Genomic DNA, 18,529 nt, shown 5'->3' on the forward strand with positions numbered 1-18,529 from the left:
TCGGGTCATCGAGATCCGCGAAGCAGACGGGGCGATGCTCGATGTCTCGCCGGCGGCCAGCCCCTGAGCGATCGCGGATTTCGGGAGACCCCTCGGTTGCAACACCCCGGCCGATCTGTCAGGCTAGAGCCGAACAGACGATCGTTCCTATGTGAAAGAATGTTCAACATTTCGCGTGGTGACGCGAGGAGCAAATCGATGCGATCCGGACTCAGGCGAATCGGCGGGATCGCGGCGGCGGCCGCGCTTCTGGTGGGCTCGGGATGCGGGGGCGGGCGCCCGTCGGTCGACACCTCGACGGCCGAAGGGACCGTCTCGGGGACGGTCATGCTGCGGGGCAAGCCGGCGGCCGGCCACACGATCGCGTTCGACCCGTCGAACGTCGAGCGCAAGTTCGAGCCGGCCCGGTCGGCCGTCATCGGGGAAGACGGGTCGTACACGGTGACGACCCTGGTCGGGGTGAACCAGGTCACGTTCTCGGGGCCGTTGATCGATCAGGACCCGGAGCTGCAGTACGCGGCGACGTCGATCGACGTCGCGCGGGGGGAGAACACGCTCGATGTCGAATTGCCGATGCCCGGGGGCAGCGGGGGGCCTTGACCCTTCGCTTCGGCCCTCAACCGAGGCGGTCGAGCGGACGGGGGCCGGCCGGATCCCCGAGCGGATCCGGCCGGCCCGCCGAACGATCGGGCCGGGGCGATCAATACTGGTCGGCCGAGATGACCTCGCCGCCGGCCCGGGTGCCGAGCGCCCACCAGACTTCGGGGGCGATGGTCCCCTTGACGAACTTCACCGACCCGTCGCAGAAGACGACGTTCGACCCGCCCGGGTGCCGGCTGGAGGCCGTGTACGCCCCCCCGGCGTTGCCCCAGCGGCCCCCGTAGTTGCAGCTATGGCTATTGGGGGGCATCACGTGGTTGTACCGCGTGTTGGCGATGCTGCCATTGAACCAGTAGTACCCGTAGGGGTAGTTGTTCGGCGTGACCACGGCCCCCGGGGTGCCGGGGCCGGTGGCGCGGCACTGCTGGTAGAAGGCACGCGGGTCGATCAGGTCGTTGCCCGTCGGCGTGGGCAACTGGATGGGGCTCGACGACGGGTTCGTCAGGTCGAGCACCCCGGGATTGGCGGGCATGCCGATCCCCTTGACCTTCTCGCTGAACGCGGCGGTGTTGCTCGTGCCGTCGCGAATGTCGGCCAGCACCACGATCGGCTTGTTCTTGCGGTAGTTCGGCTCCGCGGCGGCACGCCGCGAGTTGCCGGCCCAGCCGAACACGCCGTTGAAGGCGTTGGTGTTGTTCCAGTCGTAGAAGGCCGCCGGGGCGCTGCCGGCGTTGGCGGCGTAGTTGGTGTGCCCTTCGGCGTTCGTCAGCCGGTCCTCGTCGGACGGGCACTGGAGGAAGCTGATCGTGACCCGCTGGGCCGTCGTGTTCCAGAGGGTCGCCGGGTTCTGCAACCCCCAGTCGAAGTTCATGGCATTGAAGATCGTCCCCTGCTCCAGGTACGGCATCATCAGCGCGAACGACGACCACTGGTTCCACTGGTCCGGCCCGTCTCCCCAGGGCAAGGAGCCGACGGTCGACTCGTAATTGTGCAGCGCCAGACCCAGTTGCTTCAGGTTATTGATGCACTGGGCCCGACGCGCCGCCTCGCGGGCCGACTGGACCGCCGGCAGCAGCAACGCGATGAGAACGCCAATGATGGCGATGACGACGAGCAATTCAATCAGCGTAAAGCCGGAACGGCTTCGGGTCGAAGACCGATTCAATGGACAACCCCTTTGTCGAGACGTGAGAACTCATCTGAGGTGAACCGGCCCCCCCCGACCCTCCGCGGAGGCTCGGCGGGACCGCGCACGCATCCTCGCCGCCGGCGTGCGCCAGATCGCACACCCGGACATGCTTGAACACCGAAATCCTGATCCGTCGGAATGAAAGGACTACGGATCGAAACGCACGAACTTTTTCCGGCGTTCATAATGTGTCGAGTGGCTCGATGCTTGTAAAGCGAATTTTTTCGATTTTTTCTTGGTCGAGCAATTGTTTTACATGGCGGCTCCCCGGCGGGCCGGTGGGCGCAGGCCGGCGGCCGGGCGAAACATGTTCGGCGTTCACTTGTGTGTTGATTCTTGATTGCGCGAGGGAACGCGGGCGGATCGCGCCGGCAGCGGGCGGCTCCGCAGCCCGCGCGCGGCCCTCCCCGCCGACGATTGGCGGCGTCCGATGTGCCGGGCGACGGCCGAGGGCCGCCCCGAACGCCACGCTCAGGGCGACCGGGGGTCCTGGGCCTCGCCGGTCATGGGGACGAACGAGACCGGGGCGATCGTCTCCCGATGAATCGACCCGTCGACCCCCTTGTCGATCAGGACCAGATTCTGGCCGGGCCCGTCCCCCACGGGGAGGACCAGGCGCCCGCCCGGGGCGAGCTGGTCGATCAGCGGCTCGGGGATGGCGGGCGGCGCGGCGGCGACGATGATCAGGTCGAACGGCGCGGCCTCGGGCCAGCCCCGGTAGCCGTCCCCGTGACGGACCCTGACGTTGCGGTAGCCGAGCCGGGCCAGCCGCTCCCGGGCCGAATCGGCCAGCTCTCGATGGATCTCGATGCTGCAGACCTCCTCGACCAGGCCGGACAGCACGGCGGCCTGGTAGCCCGACCCGGTGCCGACATCCAGGGCGCGGTCGCCGGGTTGCGGCCGGGCGAGCTGGGTCATCAGGGCCACGATGTACGGCTGCGAGATGGTCTGGTCCTTCTCGATCGGCAGGGGGCGATCCGCATAGGCCAGGTCGCGCAGGTCCTCGGGAACGAACTCGTGGCGGGGGACCCGGGCCATCACCTCCAGCACCCGGTCGTCGTCGATGTCTCGGGCGTGGAGCTGACGGTCGACCATGCTGCCCCGCCGGCGGGCGTACGGGTCGTCTCCCCCCCCGGCGGGTGGTTCCTGTCCGGACGGGCCCCGGCCGGGATCGCCGGGGACGCAGGCGAGCACCGGCCCGAGGCTGATCAACCAGCCCAGCATCTTCACGCATGAAAGCAAGGAACGTTCAAGGCCTGGAGCATTCATCTCGATGGCTCCTCATGGTCGCATTCATCGGGCGAGACGCTCCGGAGGCGGCCCAGCGCGGTGTTGGCGTCACGGAGACGCCAGACGCTGGATCTCCTCGGCCGACAACGCCCGACCATGCAGCCGGACCTCGGCAAGCCGCCCCCGGAACGGCGCATTCGGCCCCGAGCCGAGCCGCAAGGGGGCCTCGGTCGCAAGGTCGAACGTCTCGGCGCCCTCGACCGATTCCGATGCGACCTCCGTGCCGTCGACGAACAGCCGGAGCGTCCCCCCCGATCGGACCGCCGCCACGTGGTGCCACCCCGCGGGGAAGGCCTGATCCCACGAGGCCATCGCCCCGGCCCGATACGCCACGACCCTCCCCGATGGCAAGGCCGACGCGAACAGGCGCCCGCCATGCTCGGCCATCGTCCAGGCGCGGCGATAGACGACGTCCGGGGTGTCGTCGAGCTGGGTCAGGAGCCGCCAGCGCCGCCCCCCTTCGTACCGGTAGACCTGGGCCAGCGGGAGCGACCCGGCCATCAGTCGGCCGTTGTGGACGAGCATGCCCATCACCTCCAGCTCCTCCCCCAGCCGGCCCGCGTCGATCCATTCCCCCTGCTCGCCGAGCCGATAAACCCGGCCGCTCCGCCAGGTCCCCACGTGGAGCGCCCCCCGGTAGACCGCGAGCGAATAGGTTTGCGTGTTCAGCTCCGGGTCGCCCAGCGGGCCGAGGTCGGTCCAGTCGTGGCCGTCGTATCGGAAGACGTGCCCCTGGTCGTAGCTGGTGGCGTAGAGGTGGCCGTCGAAGGGAGCGATCGCCTCGACTCGTTTGCCCTTGGGAGTCTCCAGCGCCGTCCAGGTCGTGCCCCCTTCGTAGCGGAAGAAGCCGGCCGGGGCGTAGAGCGACCCGGCGTAGAGCTTCCCCCGGAAGGCCGCCAGGCCGCTGACGGCGATCACGCCGGGCAGCTGGCCGCAATCGGCCCAGGTCGTGCCGCCTTCGTAGCGGAAGACCCGGCCGCCGGGCGTCTCGTTCGGCGACTCGGGCAGGCTCGACCCGGCCACCCGATAGCGCCCGGTCCCGGCGTAGAGCTTCCCCTCGAAGACGGCCAGGCTCGTGACCGAATTGCTGCCGTCGGGCGCCCCGCAATCGATCCAATCGGTCCCCCCGGCGTAGCGGTAGACGCGGCCCGCATCCCCCTCGCCCGGCTCGCAGGTGCCGGCGTAGAGCGACCCCTCGTGCGAGGCCAGCGCGAAGGGGAGGATCGACCGCTCGCCCCCCGGTGTGCCGACGTCAATCCAGTCCGACTCCCGATCGTCGTCGATGCCGAATTGCAGGTGCCGTTGATTCGCCTGGCTGAAGGTCACCCCCGCGTTGGTCTTGATCCCGAGGATCAGGCCGCGTCGGCCGTCCGGGTCGTATCGGCTGATCAGGTCGCCGATCGGCGAATCGACATTCCCTTCGGTGAAGACCCAGGCCGAGAGGGTCAGATCGGCCCCGGCCAGATCGAGCGCCGGACGCGCAGGGACGACCAGCTTGCCCCCTTGCCCGTCGAACCCCGCCGCGTGTCCGGCCTCGCCGTCCCGCCCGAGGGCCCCGGGGTCGACGTCCCCCTCGGCCGTCGCGTCCAGGCCGTTGCCCGAATGGTCCCGGAAGTCGCCGGCGAGGGGCCAGTGGGCGATGAGGTCGCGATCGAGGTCATCCTCGGCCTTCGGGCTCGCGAGCCCGAGTCCGAGCGTCATCAGCAGGCAAAGCCGGGCGGTCATCATGGAACGCGGTGCTCAATTCGAGAAGGTTGTCGAGGGGATGGCGTTCTTCCCTGCCTGTATCGTCGTCGACGCGGGGCCCATTTGCAAAAGGCTACCCCTGGTCCTCGAATCCATCTCGTCCCTGGGGGCCTGGCGACCCGGGACGACGGCTCCTCGGGTGGATCCATTGAAGGAGGGACGCCGCGACGTTGGCCGCGTCCGTTCACCTCGCCCTCCTCATGACCTCCGCGACGCTTGCGTCTCTCGCGCGGGGCCCCGATCGATCCCCGTTGCGAGGCCCCCGTGCCGCACCCGCGAACGTGCTGAGGGTTGAGTCTCGGCGAGCGGGTCGATACCATAAAGTGTGGCAATCTCGCCGTTGCCGGACGGCGAATCGAGCCGTACCCCCCCGCCTGATTGAGACGTGCTCGCCTCCCCGCCTTTTATTGGTCCGGATCGATGGCCGACAGGCCGGCTCCGACTCGGGGCCCGCCGCGCCCGATCGACCGGACCCCGAACCACGACACGACGCTCGCGAGGTGACATCGATGACGAGCCGGCCCCGAACCCTCTGCCTCGGGCTCCTGGCCGTGCTGACGACGGTCCTGCCCAGAGACGCCGCCGCCGACACGCCGATCGACTTCGCCCGGGACGTCCGGCCGATCCTCTCCGACGCCTGCTTCCGCTGCCACGGCCCCGACGAGGCCGACCGCAAAGGCGGCCTGCGGCTCGACCTGCCCGGCGGACTCTTCGAGCCGACCCCCTCCGGCGGCGTCGCCGTCGTGCCCGGGAGCCTCGACGAGAGCGAGCTGCACTGGCGGATCACCTCCGACGACGACCTCGACCGCATGCCCCCGCCCGACTCGGGCAAGAGCCTGACCGCCGAGCAAATCGCCACCCTCAACGCCTGGATCGAGCAGGGGGCGCCGTTCGAACAGCACTGGGGCTTCATCCCCCCCGAGCGTTCCGAATTGCCGAGCGTCTCCGACCCTGAGTGGTGCCGCAACCCGATCGACTTCTTCGTCCGCGCCCGGCTCGATGCCGAAGGGCTCGAACCCTCCCCCGAGGCCGACCGCACGACCCTCATCCGCCGCCTCTCGCTCGACCTGATCGGCCTGCCGCCGACCCCCGAGGAGGTGGACGCCTTCGTCAACGACGAGTCTCCCGAGGCCTATGAGCACCTGGTCGATCGCCTGCTCGCCTCCCCCCATTACGGAGAACGCTGGGGACGCCTCTGGCTCGACGCCGCCCGCTACGCCGACAGCGACGGCTACGAGAAGGACAAGGCCCGCTTCGTCTGGGCCTACCGCGACTGGGTCATCAACGCCCTGAACCGCGACCTGCCCTACGACCAGTTCGTCATCGAACAGCTCGCCGGCGACCTGCTCCCCGACGCCTCGCAAGACCAGGTCGTCGCCACCGGCTTCCTCCGCAATTCGATGATCAACGAGGAAGGGGGCATCGATCCCGAACAATTCCGCATGGAAGCGATGTTCGATCGGATGGACGCCGTTGGCAAGGCCGTGCTCGGCCTGACCATCTCGTGCGCCCAGTGCCACACGCACAAGTACGACCCGATCTCGCACTCCGAATATTATCGCATGTTCGCCTTCCTGAACAATGCGCACGAGTCGAACGTCGCCGTCTACCTGCCCGAAGAACAACGCCAGCGGGCCGAGATCTTCCGGCAGATCGCCGCGATCGAGGACGACCTGAAGCACCGTTCTCCCGACTGGCGCGAGCGGATGCTCGCCTGGGAAGAGACCGTCCGCGACGATCAGCCCGACTGGTCCGTCGTCCGCCCGGAACTCGACGCCAGCGGCGGCCAGAAGCATTATCTGCTCGACGACGGCTCGGTCCTCGCCGCCGGCTACGCCCCCACCAAGCACACGACCGACTTCACCGTTACGGTCGAATCGCCGGGCAAAATCACCGCCGTCCGGCTCGAACTGCTCAACGACCCCGAACTGCCCAAGGGCGGCCCCGGCCGGTCGATCTTCGGCCTGTTCGCCCTCTCCGAGTTCAAGGTCGTCGCCTCCTCGATCGACGGCCAGCACGGCCCCCGAGAGGTCAAGATCGCCCGCGCCTCGGCCGACGTGAACCCGCCCGAGGCCGACCTCGACCCCACCTTCGACGACCGCACCGACACGAAACGCGTGACCGGGCCGATCGCCTATGCCATCGACGGCAAGAACGAGACCGCCTGGACCACCGACATCGGCCCCGGCCGCAGCAACGTCCCGCGCAAGGCGGTCTTCGTCTTCGACGAGCCGATCGACTTCCCCGGCGGCGCCTCGCTCACCTTCCGCCTCGTCCAGATGCACGGCGGCTGGAACAGCGACGACAACCAGAACAACAACCTCGGCCGCTTCCGCTTCTCCGTCACCGACGCCCCCGACCCCTCGGCCGACCCGCTCCCGGCCCGCGTCCGCGAGATCCTCGCCATCCCCCCCGACGACCGCTCGCCCGCTCAGGTCGCCGCCGTCTTCTCGAGCTGGCGCACCTTCGTCCCCGAGTGGGCCGAGGCGAACGAGGCGATCGAGGCCCTCTGGGCGACTCACCCCGAAGGCGCGACCCAGCTTGTGTTGCAGAGGCGCGACACCCCTCGGATGACTCGCCGACTCGACCGCGGCGACTTCCTCAAGCCCGCCGAGCCCGTCACCCCCGGCGTCCCCGCCGTGCTGCATCCCTTGCCGGAGGAGGACGGGGCGCCCAACCGCCTGAGCTTCGCCCGCTGGCTTGTGGCCCGCGAGTCGCCGACGACCGCGCGGTCGATCGTCAACCGCGTCTGGCAGAACCACTTCGGCACCGGCCTGGTCGCCACGCCCGAGGACCTCGGCTCGCAGGCCGCCCCCCCGAGCCATCCCGAGTTGCTCGACTGGCTCGCCGTCTCCTTCATGGACAACGGCTGGAGCCTGAAGCAGCTGCATCGACAGATCGTCACCAGCGCGACCTACCGGCAGACCTCGTCGGCCGATCCCGGGCGTTACGCCCAGGATCCCGACAACCGCCTCCTCGCCCGCGGCCCCCGGCACCGGGTCGATGCCGAGATCGTCCGCGACATCGCCCTGGCCGCCAGCGGCCTGCTCAATCCCGAGGTCGGCGGCCCGAGCGTCTTCCCCCCCGCCCCCGAGTTCCTGTTTCAACCCCCGGCCAGCTACGGACCGAAGGTCTGGGAGACGGCCACCGGCCCCGACCGCTACCGGCGCGGCCTCTACACCTTCCGCTTCCGGTCGGTCCCCTATCCGGCCCTCGACGCCTTCGACGCCCCCCCCGGCGAAGCCTCGTGCGTCCGCCGGTCCCGATCGAACACGCCGCTCCAGGCGCTCGTGACCCTCAACGAGCCCGTCTTCCTCGAATCGGCCCGCGCCCTGGCGGGTCGCACCTTGCGCGAGGCCGGCGACTCCGACGCCGACCGCCTCGCCCACGCCTTCCGCCTCTGCGTCTCTCGAACCCCGACCGAGGCCGAGGCCGCCGTCCTGCTCGACCTGCTCGAACGCCAGTCGGCCCGCTACGCCTCCGGGGAACTCGACCCGTCCGCCATGATCGCCGACGCGGCTCCGCCCGAAGGCATCTCCCCCGCGACCCTCGCCGGCTGGACCACCGTCGCCCGCGTCCTCCTGAACCTCGACGAGACGATCACCAAGGAATAATCGGCAGGTCTCGGAAAGGCACAGGGGAGTTATGAACCACGGATGAAACACGGATGAAACACAGATAAGTTCAAGAGAATCGAAGTCAGGGTGCGGCAGTCAGGGCGAATCCACAGAGGACACCGCTGCATCATGCCAGAAACCAACTGATTCGCTGATCCCGGTTTCGCGTTCGGCCCGCTCCCCTCCCTTCTGATCCGTGTTCCATCCGTGGCTCGAAACTCCGCCTTCTCTCCCGTTCAGCATCGCGCCCAACGCCCCGGAGGCCCTCCCTGTGAACTGCCAGTCCCATCACGACCGCAACATGGACCCATCGCAGGTCGGCCGGCGCTGGTTCCTCCAGCAGTGCGGGGTCGGGCTCGGTTCCGTGGCCCTCGGCCACCTGCTCGCGCAGGAAGGGTACGCGAAGACCCCCGCGGCCGACCCCCTGGCGCCCAAGGCGCCGCACTACGCCCCGAAGGCCAAGAACGTCATCTTCCTGTTCATGGCCGGCGGCCCGAGCCACCTGGAGATGTTCGACAACAAGCCGACCCTTGCCGAGTTCGACGGCACCTTGCCGCCCCCCGGACTGCTCGAAGGCTACCGCGCGGCCTTCATCAACCCGAACTCGAAGCTGCTCGGGCCGAAATTCCAGTTCGCCCGACACGGCGAGAGCGGCGCCGAGATTTCCGAGCTGCTGCCGCACACCGCCAGGGTCGCGGACGATCTCTGCATCGTCCGGTCCATGGTGGGTGATGCGTTCAATCATGCTCCTGCTCAAATCCTCATGAGCACCGGCGCCCAGCAGTTCGGCCGCCCGAGCCTCGGGGCCTGGACCTGCTACGGCCTCGGCTCCGAGTCGAAGGACCTGCCCGGCTACGTCGTCTTCAGCTCCGGCTCGAAGGGCCCGAGCGGCGGCAACGCCAACTGGGGCAGCGGCTTCCTGCCGACCGTCTACCAGGGGGTCCAGTTCCGCACCGGCGGCGAGCCCGTCCTCTACCTCTCCAACCCCGACGGCGTCGACGACCACCTCCAGCGCGATTCCCTCGACGCCATCTCCGCCCTCAACCGCATGCGGCTCGACGAGACCGGCGACCCCGAGATCGCCACCCGCATCAACTCCTTCGAGATGGCCTACCGGATGCAGTCGAGCGCCCCGGAGCTGATGGACATCGCATCCGAGCCCGAGCATATTCGCAACCTCTACGGTGCCGAGCCGGGCAAACCTTCCTTCGCCAACAACTGCCTGCTCGCCCGCCGCCTGGTCGAGCGCGGCGTCCGATTCGTCCAGCTCTTCCACGAGGCCTGGGACCAGCACGGCAACCTCGTCGGCGACCTGAAGAAGAACTGCGCCAACACCGACCAGGCCTGCGCCGCGTTGATCACCGACCTGAAGCAGCGTGGATTGCTCGACGACACCCTCGTCGTCTGGGGCGGCGAGTTCGGCCGCACCCCCATGGTCCAGGGCGGCTCCGACGGCCGCGACCACCACCCGAACGCCTTCACCATGTGGCTCGCCGGCGGCGGCATCAAGGGTGGCCAGACCTTCGGCACCAGCGACGAGCTCGGCTTCTCGGTCGCCGAAAACCCCGTCCACGTCCACGACCTGCACGCCACCATCCTCCACCTCCTCGGCTTCGACCACACCAAGCTCACCTTCCGCTTCCAGGGCCGCGACTTCCGCCTCACCGACGTCCACGGCCGGATCGTCACCGACTTGATCGCGTGAGGAAGCTCGGGTATGGAGGAACGCTCTCACGGAGTCGGAAATGAAATGAGCCACGGATGAAACACGGACGGAACACGGATAAAGAAGAAGCGAATTTTAAGAATATCAATATTAATGTTCTCGTAATCAAGATTTCCTATTTCTCGTCCGTGTTCCATCCGTGTTTCATCCGTGGCTCAAAATCCTCCCCGGAGCCTCCCCCATGCAACGACGCGACTGGCTCGGTTCCGTCCTCGCCGGCGCAGGTGCCGGCGCACTCGCCTCGGCCCGTCCCGCGTTCGCGGCCGATGACCCGCAGGCCCCCGGATCGGAGCGGCTTCCCGACCTGACCATCCGCGACGTCCGCGCCATCCTCACCGCCCCGGCCGGCATCCGCCTCGTCGTGGTCAAGGTCGAGACCGACCAGGACGGCCTCTACGGCCTCGGCTGCGCCACCTTCACCCAGCGGGCCAAGCTCGTCGCGGCGGCGGTCGACCAGTTCCTCAAGCCCTTCCTCGTCGGCAAGAGCCCGCTCGAGATCGACGACGTCTGGCAGTCGGCGCACCTCAGCTCCTACTGGCGTCACGGCCCGGTCCTGAACAACGCACTCAGCGGCGTCGATATGGCCCTCTGGGACATCCTCGGCAAGGTCGCCGGGATGCCCGTGCATCGCCTCTTCGGCGGCAAGTGCCGCCAGAAGGTGCCGACCTATCGCTCCGTCCGCGGCGAGACGCCCGAGGAGGTCGAGGACGGCGTCCGCTCCCTCATGGAGCAGGGCCAGCGCCACGTCCGCATCCAGTACGGCGGCCGCTCCGGCGGCGCCAGCACCTACGGCGTCCGCACCGGGGCCATCGACGAGGCCCAGCCCGAGAACCGCCGCACCGTCGCCTTCGACCCCGTCGCCTACGCCCGCGAGGTCCCCCGCCTGTTCGAGCACCTCCGCGCCACCATCGGCGACGACATCGAACTGCTGCACGACGTCCACGAGCGCATCCCCCCCATCCAGGCCATCCGCCTCGTCAAGGCGGTCGAGCCCTTCCGCCCCTTCTTCATCGAGGACCCCTTCAGCCCCGAAGATGCCGATTACTTCACGCATCTCCGCGCCCAGTCGGCCGTGCCGATCGCCATGGGAGAGCTGTTCACGAACCCCCGCGAATGGCTCCCCCTCGTGACCGATCGCCTCATCGACTTCATGCGCATCCACATCTCCATGATCGGCGGCCTGACCCCCGCCCGCAAGGTCGCCTCCCTCTGCGAGTTCTTCGGCGTCCGGACCGCCTGGCACGGCCCGGGCGACCTCTCCCCCGTCGGCCACGCCGCGAACGTCCACCTCGACCTCGCCGTGCCCAACTTCGGCATCCAGGAAGGCCGCATCTTCTCCCAGGCCGAGCAGGATGTCTTCCCCGGCTGCCCCGAGATGATCGACGGCGCCTTCCAGCCGATCGACCGCCCCGGCCTCGGCGTCGACCTCGACGAATCCCTCGCCGCCCGCTTCCCCGTCGGCGACGATCCCCCCTTCGACATGCACTGGGGCAACCTCCGCCTCGACGACGGCACCGTCATCCACCCCTGACCCCGCCGCCCCCAGGCCGACCGGCTCGACTCGACGACCGTGCTTCCCTCGCGGTACGATCGAGCCGTCGGCGGCCACTCCACCTCCGGGAGATCCACTTCGATGAGCACCGCCACCACCAGCCCTCCCACCTCGCCTCGTGGCGGCCGCCCTTTGCCGATCACGGCCGAGACCTACTTCCGCATGATCGAGATTGGGGCGATTCCCAACGTCCGCCACGTCGAACTCTGGGAGGGGCAACTCGTCGAAAAGATGGGCAAAAATCCGCCACACATCGTCGCTCAGAACAAGCTCAACGCCGTCATGTTCCGGATCGTGCCCGAAGGGTGGTACGTCGCAGTCGAGAGCCCCCTGGAACTGGGCCCGCTTTACGTCCCCGAGCCAGACCTCATCATCGTCCGTGGCATCCCAGACGATTACCCCGATGGACCTCCGAAACCCAGCGACGTCGGCCTCGTCGTCGAGGTCGCCGATTCCAGCGTCCCGAAGGACCTCGGCCGCATGCGAGCCGCCTACGCCGCCGGCGGCGTCTCGAACTACTGGGTCCTCAACCTCCGCACCCGCCGCGTCGAGACCCCCGCCGACCCCATCGGCGGCGACACCCCCGGCTACCTCCAGATCCGCTCCTACGGCCCCGAAGAATCCGCCCCCCTCATCCTCGACGGCCAGCCCATCGCAGAACTCCCCGTCTCCTCGCTGCTGCCTGCGTCGCCTCGCGTCTGAGCTTGCCCCATACCGCCTGGCTCCCTCGGTTGTTTGGAGGAGACTCATCATGGATTCGAGAGCGAGCTCCGGCACGTTGAGCCTCGTTCTGCTGTTTGCCTCGCTGCCCGTCGTCGGTTGTGGGGGGGACTTCGCCTTGCTCACCTTGTCCGACGACGAATACAAGGGGGCAAGCGTCACAGAGAGCTGGTCAGTCGATGTCGAGCATGCTCCTCTCATTAAGGTTGATGCTTGCGGAGGCGCCATCATCGTGAAGCCCGGAGCTGCCGACCGCGTCGAGGTGTCGGTCACTCGGAATAGCTTGTGCAAAAAGAAGTCCCAGGTGCACGCTGAGGAGTCGCTCGACTCGATCGAGGTCGAAGTTGATCAGGAAGCACATGGGGTCGAGGTGGTCACGCGAAGGCGACAGGGAGAGGATACCGGCTGTTCTTTGACGACCACGGTGGAACTTCGGGTGCCGTCGGACGTCCGGCTTGACCTTGAGACAGAGGTTGGTTCGATCTGGGTCGTGGGTTCACCGCACGAGCTTCGTGCCAGGAACGATCTGGGCGCGTTGTTGTTTCAGTTGGACGAGCCGCCAGGTGATGCGCGAACATCTGCCGATCCTGAACGGGTTGAGTTCAAAGGCTTTGGCAATGGGGAGTTGATTCACCTCCGGAATGATGACGGATGGAGTGTGGAGTCAGGGCCGGTCCAACGCGATCCATAGCGTCTCCCCGGCAGAATGCCTACCGCCCGGCTTCCGGATCGGAGACTACGGAGCATCGGGTCGACACCGCGGTCCAATCCCTCGGGCGTGTCACGAGTCGGGCAAAGGGAGGCTGAGGGATGAAGCGGTCGAGCTCGCCGGCCTGGCTGGACGATGCCCGCTGGTATTACTCCCTGATCGGAGAGGGGACGGCCCAACCCGTCAGCGTCTTCGACGCGACCGGTCGAGACGAGGTGTCCGACGAATCTCCGGGTAATCTCCGCCTTCGATTGGAGCCACGCTCCCGGTACTCGCCGAGGGTCCGGATCCTCGATGCCGACGGGCACGCGGCGGGCGTGATTCGCCCCGAGGGGATCATCCCCGGCCTTCGATACGCCATGCTCCGGGACTCCGATCGCGGGCCTGCCTGGCAGCTCTCCGTCCGTTCCCTCGTCCGCAAGCGGCACACGTTGACCCTGGCACATGGCGTGACCTGGACCATCGACACCCCCTTCTTCGGGACCTCCTGGAAGGGCACAGTGCGGGGCATCCCCAGGTTGGTCGGAATCGTCGGCCCGGGGTGGTGGGGAGCCTGGCAGATCTGGATCGAGCCCGGATGGGAGTCAACCGAATTACTCGCGGCCGTCGCGTTCCTCCACCGGCAGTGGTCCCACATGTGAAGCCGGCGGCCGGCCCGGATACCAGAGCGGTCAGGGCCTCACCGCCGGTGGCCGTCTGAAGGACCCCGAGCCTCGACAGGCTCCCTCTCCTGCCGGGACACGTAGATCGCCAGGGGCGGCAGATCGACAGAAACGCGCGGCTCGATGCGTTCGAACCGATCGCCGGCCAGTGCGGTGTCGAGTACATCATAGGCCCGATTCAGGCCGGGGGCGCCGATCAGCAGCACCGGGGGCAGGGCGTTTCGGTCCAGGACGACCAGCGCATCGAGCCGCCCGATGCGGCGAACCAACTCTTCGGCCGGGCATCGCGACAGGTCGTACATCACGAAGCAGCTTGCCGGATCGGCCCGCAGCTCGTTGAGGAACCCGGTCTTGCAGACGTTCCAGTCGGGGCCATCCCCGATGTTGCCGAGGGTCCGAATCCCACAACGATCGACCAGATCGTCGATCAGTTGCCCGGCCGCCCAGTAGGTCGTCGTCCTCGGCTCCCGGTGCAGCGAGAGGCAGGATGACACAAGACCGACCCCCAGGGCGGCATACACCAGCCCCTTCCCAATCGCGGGAGCCTCGGCGATCGAGGCCCGTATCCACCCCGCCGCGCAAACCGCCAGCGCCGGCCAGGCCGGCAACAGGAATCGGGCGTCGAAGTGCGGCGGGAACATCAGGATGGCCGCCCCGCAGCCCAGCCCGAGCAGGGTGATTCGCTCGAACGCAACATTCGGTTTCCGAGATTCGGACGAATCATCCCGCCGGCCCGCACTCGACCTCAACGCCACCACCGCCAGGGCCGCGACGACGCCCAGCGCAGGCCACCCCGCCAGATCCTCGCCCAGACCCATCAGGCGATGCCCGATGGGGGTGGAGTCGGCCCGGCCCTCGGCGAGGAGATTGTATTGCGACGCCCGCAGGGCAAATCGCACCGCGGATTCCCCATGCTCGGCATACCAGGGGGCCGCGATGGCCAGGGCGGGTACGAGGATCCAGAGCCAGACCCGGGCCTTGACCACGCGAGGAACCTCGCGACGGGCGAGGGCAGCGGCGAACCCGATCATGGGCGCCGTCAGCAGGAGCACGACGGTGAACTTGGTCATCGCCGCGGCCCCCAACGCGGCGCCGAGCACCATCGCGTTGCGCCGGCTCGGCCGTTCCAGCGTCTGTGCCGCCCCGTCGTACGCCCAAAGGACCCAGAGGGCCATGAACGTCTCGACCATGACCTTCGCCCCGTACGAGAGCGCCAGCGGAGAGGCCCCCAGCAAGAGCACGGCGACCGGAGTCGCCGGCAACCCGAATCGTCGCCGGGCGATCGCCGCCACACTCGCCGAGAGCAAGACGAAGGGCACCACCGCGGCCAGCGTGATGACCGCCATCACCCGCTCTCGGCCCACGACCAGGGCCACCGCCTCGATCCAGGCCGCCAGCAAGGGCGGTTTCGGCCCCTCCCGCAGCACCTCGACAACGGCCAATGCCCCGCGTTCCTCGACCAGCCGCGCCAGCCGCAGCCCCTGTTCCAGGTACGCCGCGTCATCCCACGCCAGGTTCCCCTGCCGCGTGATGACGAAGACGGCGAGAAACGCGGCGATCCCGATCATCAACACCATGGCCGATCCAAGAATCAGGATGCGAGTCGCCGAGCCGCCAATGCGTTCCTCCGAAGCCATGGCACGCCTCCCTGCGGCCGGAGTCCGTTCCCCTGAGTCGATTAGAAGCCCACCGACCGCGTTCAGCATGACGCGGTCGGGTAGCCTCCGATCGGCGTATGCGAGTCCTTATAAGATCATCGTGGATCGCCCGCAATGCCAATCCCCCGTTGGTCTCGTCCGCTCAAGACTCACCTCCCAGAATCGCCCGCTGGCCCAGGGCGACGGCTCGGCCAATGTCTTTGGGGGGGATGAACCGACAGCGGGCCTCGAAGCCGAGGCGGCGCAACGCGGCCCGGTAGAACGAGAGGAGCGGCTCGGGGGCGGCGAAGACGATCGGGAGGTCCGCGACCGAGTCCGACGCCAGCCCGGCCAGCTCGGTGCCGATCAGGAGGCCGCTGAGCCGCGCGGCGTTCTCCTCGGGAGGGGTGCCGTGGAGCACGGACCCGGCCCGGAGGGAGAACAGCTCGCCGAGGAGATTCGCGGAGGAGGCATCGCGGACGCCACGCTCGAACGCCTCGCCGGGCGTCGGGCCGGGGGCGAGCGAGGAGCGGAGGACGCTGTGATCGCGGACGAGGGCGAACAGTTCGCCGGTCAAGTAGGTGTGGAAGTCTTCGAGCGTGCCGTTTCGGACGACGGCGTGCTTCGAGTGGGTGCCGGGAAGGATCACGAGGGCGTCGGTCAGGCCGTCGGCGGCGAGGCCGAGGAGGATGGTCTCCTCGCCCCGCATGATATCGTGGTCGGTGCGGACGCCGGTGACGAGCAGGGTGTCGCACGGGAGGATGCCCGGCGCGAGCCGGGCCGTCGGCAGCGCATCGCCCGAGAGCGGCAGCGGGGCGGTGGCGTAGGGAAGCTCTCGCATGCCGATCGTCGCCGAGGCCATGCCGGAGAGCACCAGCGTCAGGCTTGTCACATCAACGCCCGAAGCCTTCCCGATCCGATCGACGAGCGGTGCGAGCACGCGGAGGTAGAACCCCTCGCGGTCGCCCGGCGAGCCGGCCTCCTGCCAGGCGCGGAAGGTCGGGCCGATGCCGTCGTCGGATTCAAGCTCGGCGAGCGTCGCCAGCGTATCCGAGTCCACGAGCCGCACGCGGAGCCGCGAGGTGCCCCAGTCGCCGCTCAGGAATCGGGCCGGAAGGTCAGGCATCGTCGTCCCCTCATGTCACCAATCGACGACGGAGCCGTCGAAGACGTCGTAGGATTCGGGGTTCGTCCACTCGTGGCCGATCGCGTCGGCCATCGCGTCCTCGTCCAGCTCGATCCCGAGTCCGGGCCCCTTCGGCAGGTCGATGTACCCTTCGGAAACGCGGAACGGTTCTTTGATGTATCCGTCCCCCAGGCTCACCTGCTCCTGGCAGAGGAAGTTCGGGATCGAGGCGGCGAGCTGGAGCCCGGCGGCCAGCGAGATCGGCCCGAGCGGGTTGTGCGGGGCGATGGCGGCATAGTACGCCTCGGCCATCCCGGCGATCAGGCGGGTCTCGGTGATCCCTCCCGCGTGGCAGAGGTCGGGCTGGAGGATCGAGGCGGCCCCTTTCTCCAGGATCTCGCGGAAGCCCCACTTGGTGAAGATCCGCTCGCCGGTGGCGATCGGCAGGTGGGTGCTCCGGGCGATGTCGGCCATCGCGTCGACGTTCTGGCAGGCGACGGGCTCCTCGATGAACATCGGCTGATAGGGCTCGATCGCCTTGATGAGCAATTTGGCCGTCTGAGGAGGGACGGCGCCGTGGAAGTCGATGCCGATGTCGCACTCGTCCCCCACGGCCTCGCGGAGCGAGGCGAAGCCGTCGGCCACCTTGCGGACGAAGGCCGGGTTCTCGACGATCCGAGGGGGGCGGTTCTTGCTCGGGCCGGTCTTGAAGGCGGTGAAGCCCTCCTCCCTGGCCCGCCGGATCGCCTCCGGGGATCGCGCGTGGGCGTAGACCCGGATCCGGGTCCGGGTCGGGCCGCCGAGCAGCTCATACACCGGCACGCCGAGGGCCTTGCCCTTGATGTCCCACAACGCCATGTCGATGCCGCTGATCGCGCTGGTCAGCACCGGACCGCCTCGGTAAAAGGCATGCCGATACATCGCCTGCCAGTGGTGGGCGACGGGCCTCGGGTCCTTGCCGATCAGGTAGCCTTCCAGCTCCTTGACGGCGGCGATGCAGGTCTCGGCGCGGCCCTCGACGATCGGCTCGCCCAGGCCGACGATCCCGGCGTCGGTGTGGATCTTCAGGAACAGCCAGCGCGGCTTGACGCGGATCGTCTCCAATCGCGTGATCGTCAACTTCTCGCCCGCCCCGACGATCTGAGCCGCCCGCCGTTTCCCCTCGACGACGCCCCTGGGATCGTCGACCTCGCGACGGGGATCATACGGGTCTTGCGCGGTGATCGCCCCAAGGGCCGCGGCCCCTCCGGCGGCGCCGAGCATCGAGAGCAAGACGGAGCGACGGTGGGGGAACTTCGGGCCGGTCGGATTCATCGGGAGCACCGGGATTCGGGGTCGAGGGGGGAGAGGTTCGTTCGCTGCAATCGGTCAGTCAGTCCGGGAGTCTCGTTGTTGTTTGCTCATGTATTACGGTGTGTTGCTCGACGGGCCGCCGAGAACGCCAGACGAGGGCGATGGTCACGATCCCTCCGATCAGTCCGGAGGCATAGCTTGCCAGGTGGGCCCAGAGGGCGGCGAGGTATCGGGCGTGCCGCTCCGCGGGGACCTTCGAGGCGATCGGTTCGACGAGCGAGACGACCCCGAGGCGGGCGAGCACGAAGCCGATGATCCCGCTCGCCAGGGCCACGACCGCCATCACGCCGAGCAATCGGCCGATCGGCCGGGCCAGCGACCGGACCGATCGTTTCGGCCGCCCGGCTGGGCAGGCGGCCACGGCGAGCGGAACCCCAAGGATCAGGCCGACCCACCAGGTGGCGATGACACCCCAGAGGATGCCTTGCCAGGTCGGGGAGTCGAAGAGCTCGGGGGGCAGGATCGCCGGGTGGCCGACCGTGAAGTATTCCAGGCAGACACGCGCGGTGATCTGATCGTGAGCGATTCCGTAGGCGATCGCGGCCAGGATGCTGAGCAGGACGATCGCCAGGAATCGCATCATCGTATCCTCATGACTCCGA

14 protein-coding genes are annotated in these 18,529 nt (G+C 68.4%); 7 read left to right on the plus strand and 7 right to left on the minus strand.

Annotation, left to right across the window (positions count from 1 at the left end):
* Positions 1–198 precede the first annotated feature (198 nt).
* The gene (locus AB1L88_RS22390) at positions 199–600 is read left to right on the plus strand and encodes a hypothetical protein (protein ID WP_367098919.1); all 402 of its coding nucleotides are present in this window, start codon (positions 199–201) and stop codon (positions 598–600) included.
* A 100-nt stretch (positions 601–700) separates the two neighbouring features.
* Here AB1L88_RS22390 and AB1L88_RS22395 read toward each other — a convergent pair whose 3' ends face one another.
* The 3 genes from AB1L88_RS22395 to AB1L88_RS22405 all read right to left on the minus strand — a co-directional run bounded on the left by AB1L88_RS22395 (position 701) and on the right by AB1L88_RS22405 (position 4,807).
* Positions 701–1,765, minus strand: coding sequence for a DUF1559 domain-containing protein (locus AB1L88_RS22395; protein WP_367098920.1), 1,065 nt, complete (start codon positions 1,763–1,765; stop codon positions 701–703).
* Positions 1,766–2,260: 495 nt separating this feature from the next.
* Positions 2,261–3,058 (minus strand): protein-L-isoaspartate(D-aspartate) O-methyltransferase, encoded by a 798-nt coding sequence (locus AB1L88_RS22400; RefSeq protein WP_367098921.1) that lies wholly within the window; start codon positions 3,056–3,058, stop codon positions 2,261–2,263.
* 69 nt (positions 3,059–3,127) lie between these two features.
* Complete coding sequence (locus AB1L88_RS22405) at positions 3,128–4,807, minus strand: LamG domain-containing protein (RefSeq protein WP_367098922.1); 1,680 nt, start codon at positions 4,805–4,807, stop codon at positions 3,128–3,130.
* Between the two features lie 527 nt (positions 4,808–5,334).
* Between AB1L88_RS22405 and AB1L88_RS22410 the strand changes: the two genes are divergently transcribed.
* The 6 genes from AB1L88_RS22410 to AB1L88_RS22435 all read left to right on the plus strand — a co-directional run bounded on the left by AB1L88_RS22410 (position 5,335) and on the right by AB1L88_RS22435 (position 13,790).
* Positions 5,335–8,439, plus strand: a complete 3,105-nt coding sequence (locus tag AB1L88_RS22410; protein WP_367098923.1) for a PSD1 and planctomycete cytochrome C domain-containing protein — start codon at positions 5,335–5,337, stop codon at positions 8,437–8,439.
* A 304-nt stretch (positions 8,440–8,743) separates the two neighbouring features.
* Positions 8,744–10,147 (plus strand): DUF1501 domain-containing protein, encoded by a 1,404-nt coding sequence (locus tag AB1L88_RS22415; protein ID WP_367098975.1) that lies wholly within the window; start codon positions 8,744–8,746, stop codon positions 10,145–10,147.
* Between the two features lie 202 nt (positions 10,148–10,349).
* The gene (locus AB1L88_RS22420) at positions 10,350–11,699 is read left to right on the plus strand and encodes an enolase C-terminal domain-like protein (RefSeq protein WP_367098924.1); all 1,350 of its coding nucleotides are present in this window, start codon (positions 10,350–10,352) and stop codon (positions 11,697–11,699) included.
* A gap of 102 nt (positions 11,700–11,801) precedes the next feature.
* Entirely contained in the window at positions 11,802–12,422 is a 621-nt protein-coding gene (locus AB1L88_RS22425) for a Uma2 family endonuclease (RefSeq protein ID WP_367098925.1), read from the plus strand.
* A 49-nt stretch (positions 12,423–12,471) separates the two neighbouring features.
* The gene (locus AB1L88_RS22430) at positions 12,472–13,131 is read left to right on the plus strand and encodes a hypothetical protein (RefSeq protein ID WP_367098926.1); all 660 of its coding nucleotides are present in this window, start codon (positions 12,472–12,474) and stop codon (positions 13,129–13,131) included.
* 119 nt (positions 13,132–13,250) lie between these two features.
* Positions 13,251–13,790: a hypothetical protein gene (locus tag AB1L88_RS22435; RefSeq protein ID WP_367098927.1), complete on the plus strand. Its 540-nt coding sequence runs from the start codon at positions 13,251–13,253 to the stop codon at positions 13,788–13,790.
* Between the two features lie 38 nt (positions 13,791–13,828).
* On the opposite strand, the gene AB1L88_RS22440 is transcribed toward AB1L88_RS22435, so the two are convergent.
* From AB1L88_RS22440 to AB1L88_RS22455, 4 genes are all read right to left on the minus strand, one after another.
* Positions 13,829–15,448, minus strand: coding sequence for a glycosyltransferase family 39 protein (locus AB1L88_RS22440; RefSeq protein WP_367098928.1), 1,620 nt, complete (start codon positions 15,446–15,448; stop codon positions 13,829–13,831).
* A 163-nt stretch (positions 15,449–15,611) separates the two neighbouring features.
* Positions 15,612–16,574, minus strand: a complete 963-nt coding sequence (locus AB1L88_RS22445; protein ID WP_367098929.1) for a 2-dehydro-3-deoxygalactonokinase — start codon at positions 16,572–16,574, stop codon at positions 15,612–15,614.
* Between the two features lie 15 nt (positions 16,575–16,589).
* The gene (gene dgoD, locus AB1L88_RS22450) at positions 16,590–17,888 is read right to left on the minus strand and encodes a galactonate dehydratase (RefSeq protein ID WP_367098930.1); all 1,299 of its coding nucleotides are present in this window, start codon (positions 17,886–17,888) and stop codon (positions 16,590–16,592) included.
* Between the two features lie 58 nt (positions 17,889–17,946).
* Positions 17,947–18,510 carry a hypothetical protein gene (locus AB1L88_RS22455; RefSeq protein ID WP_367098931.1) on the minus strand — a complete coding sequence of 188 codons (564 nt, stop codon included), beginning with the start codon at positions 18,508–18,510 and terminating at the stop codon, positions 17,947–17,949.
* Positions 18,511–18,529: the final 19 nt, after the last annotated feature.

Origin of the sequence: Tautonia sp. JC769, from assembly GCF_040717455.1 — a bacterium.
Taxonomy (GTDB): Bacteria; Planctomycetota; Planctomycetia; order Isosphaerales; family Isosphaeraceae; genus Tautonia.

What these genes read in the sequence shown, in the direction of transcription:
- AB1L88_RS22440 (WP_367098928.1), bottom strand. Translation starts at nt 15,448, where the DNA reads ATGGCTTCGGAGGAACGCATTGGCGGCTCGGCGACTCGCATCCTGATT.
- AB1L88_RS22410 (WP_367098923.1), top strand. Translation starts at nt 5,335, where the DNA reads ATGACGAGCCGGCCCCGAACCCTCTGCCTCGGGCTCCTGGCCGTGCTG.
- AB1L88_RS22420 (WP_367098924.1), top strand. Translation starts at nt 10,350, where the DNA reads ATGCAACGACGCGACTGGCTCGGTTCCGTCCTCGCCGGCGCAGGTGCC.
- dgoD (WP_367098930.1), bottom strand. Translation starts at nt 17,888, where the DNA reads ATGAATCCGACCGGCCCGAAGTTCCCCCACCGTCGCTCCGTCTTGCTC.
- AB1L88_RS22445 (WP_367098929.1), bottom strand. Translation starts at nt 16,574, where the DNA reads ATGCCTGACCTTCCGGCCCGATTCCTGAGCGGCGACTGGGGCACCTCG.
- AB1L88_RS22430 (WP_367098926.1), top strand. Translation starts at nt 12,472, where the DNA reads ATGGATTCGAGAGCGAGCTCCGGCACGTTGAGCCTCGTTCTGCTGTTT.
- AB1L88_RS22425 (WP_367098925.1), top strand. Translation starts at nt 11,802, where the DNA reads ATGAGCACCGCCACCACCAGCCCTCCCACCTCGCCTCGTGGCGGCCGC.
- AB1L88_RS22455 (WP_367098931.1), bottom strand. Translation starts at nt 18,510, where the DNA reads ATGATGCGATTCCTGGCGATCGTCCTGCTCAGCATCCTGGCCGCGATC.
- AB1L88_RS22400 (WP_367098921.1), bottom strand. Translation starts at nt 3,058, where the DNA reads ATGAATGCTCCAGGCCTTGAACGTTCCTTGCTTTCATGCGTGAAGATG.
- AB1L88_RS22405 (WP_367098922.1), bottom strand. Translation starts at nt 4,807, where the DNA reads ATGATGACCGCCCGGCTTTGCCTGCTGATGACGCTCGGACTCGGGCTC.
- AB1L88_RS22435 (WP_367098927.1), top strand. Translation starts at nt 13,251, where the DNA reads ATGAAGCGGTCGAGCTCGCCGGCCTGGCTGGACGATGCCCGCTGGTAT.
- AB1L88_RS22390 (WP_367098919.1), top strand. Translation starts at nt 199, where the DNA reads ATGCGATCCGGACTCAGGCGAATCGGCGGGATCGCGGCGGCGGCCGCG.
- AB1L88_RS22415 (WP_367098975.1), top strand. Translation starts at nt 8,744, where the DNA reads ATGGACCCATCGCAGGTCGGCCGGCGCTGGTTCCTCCAGCAGTGCGGG.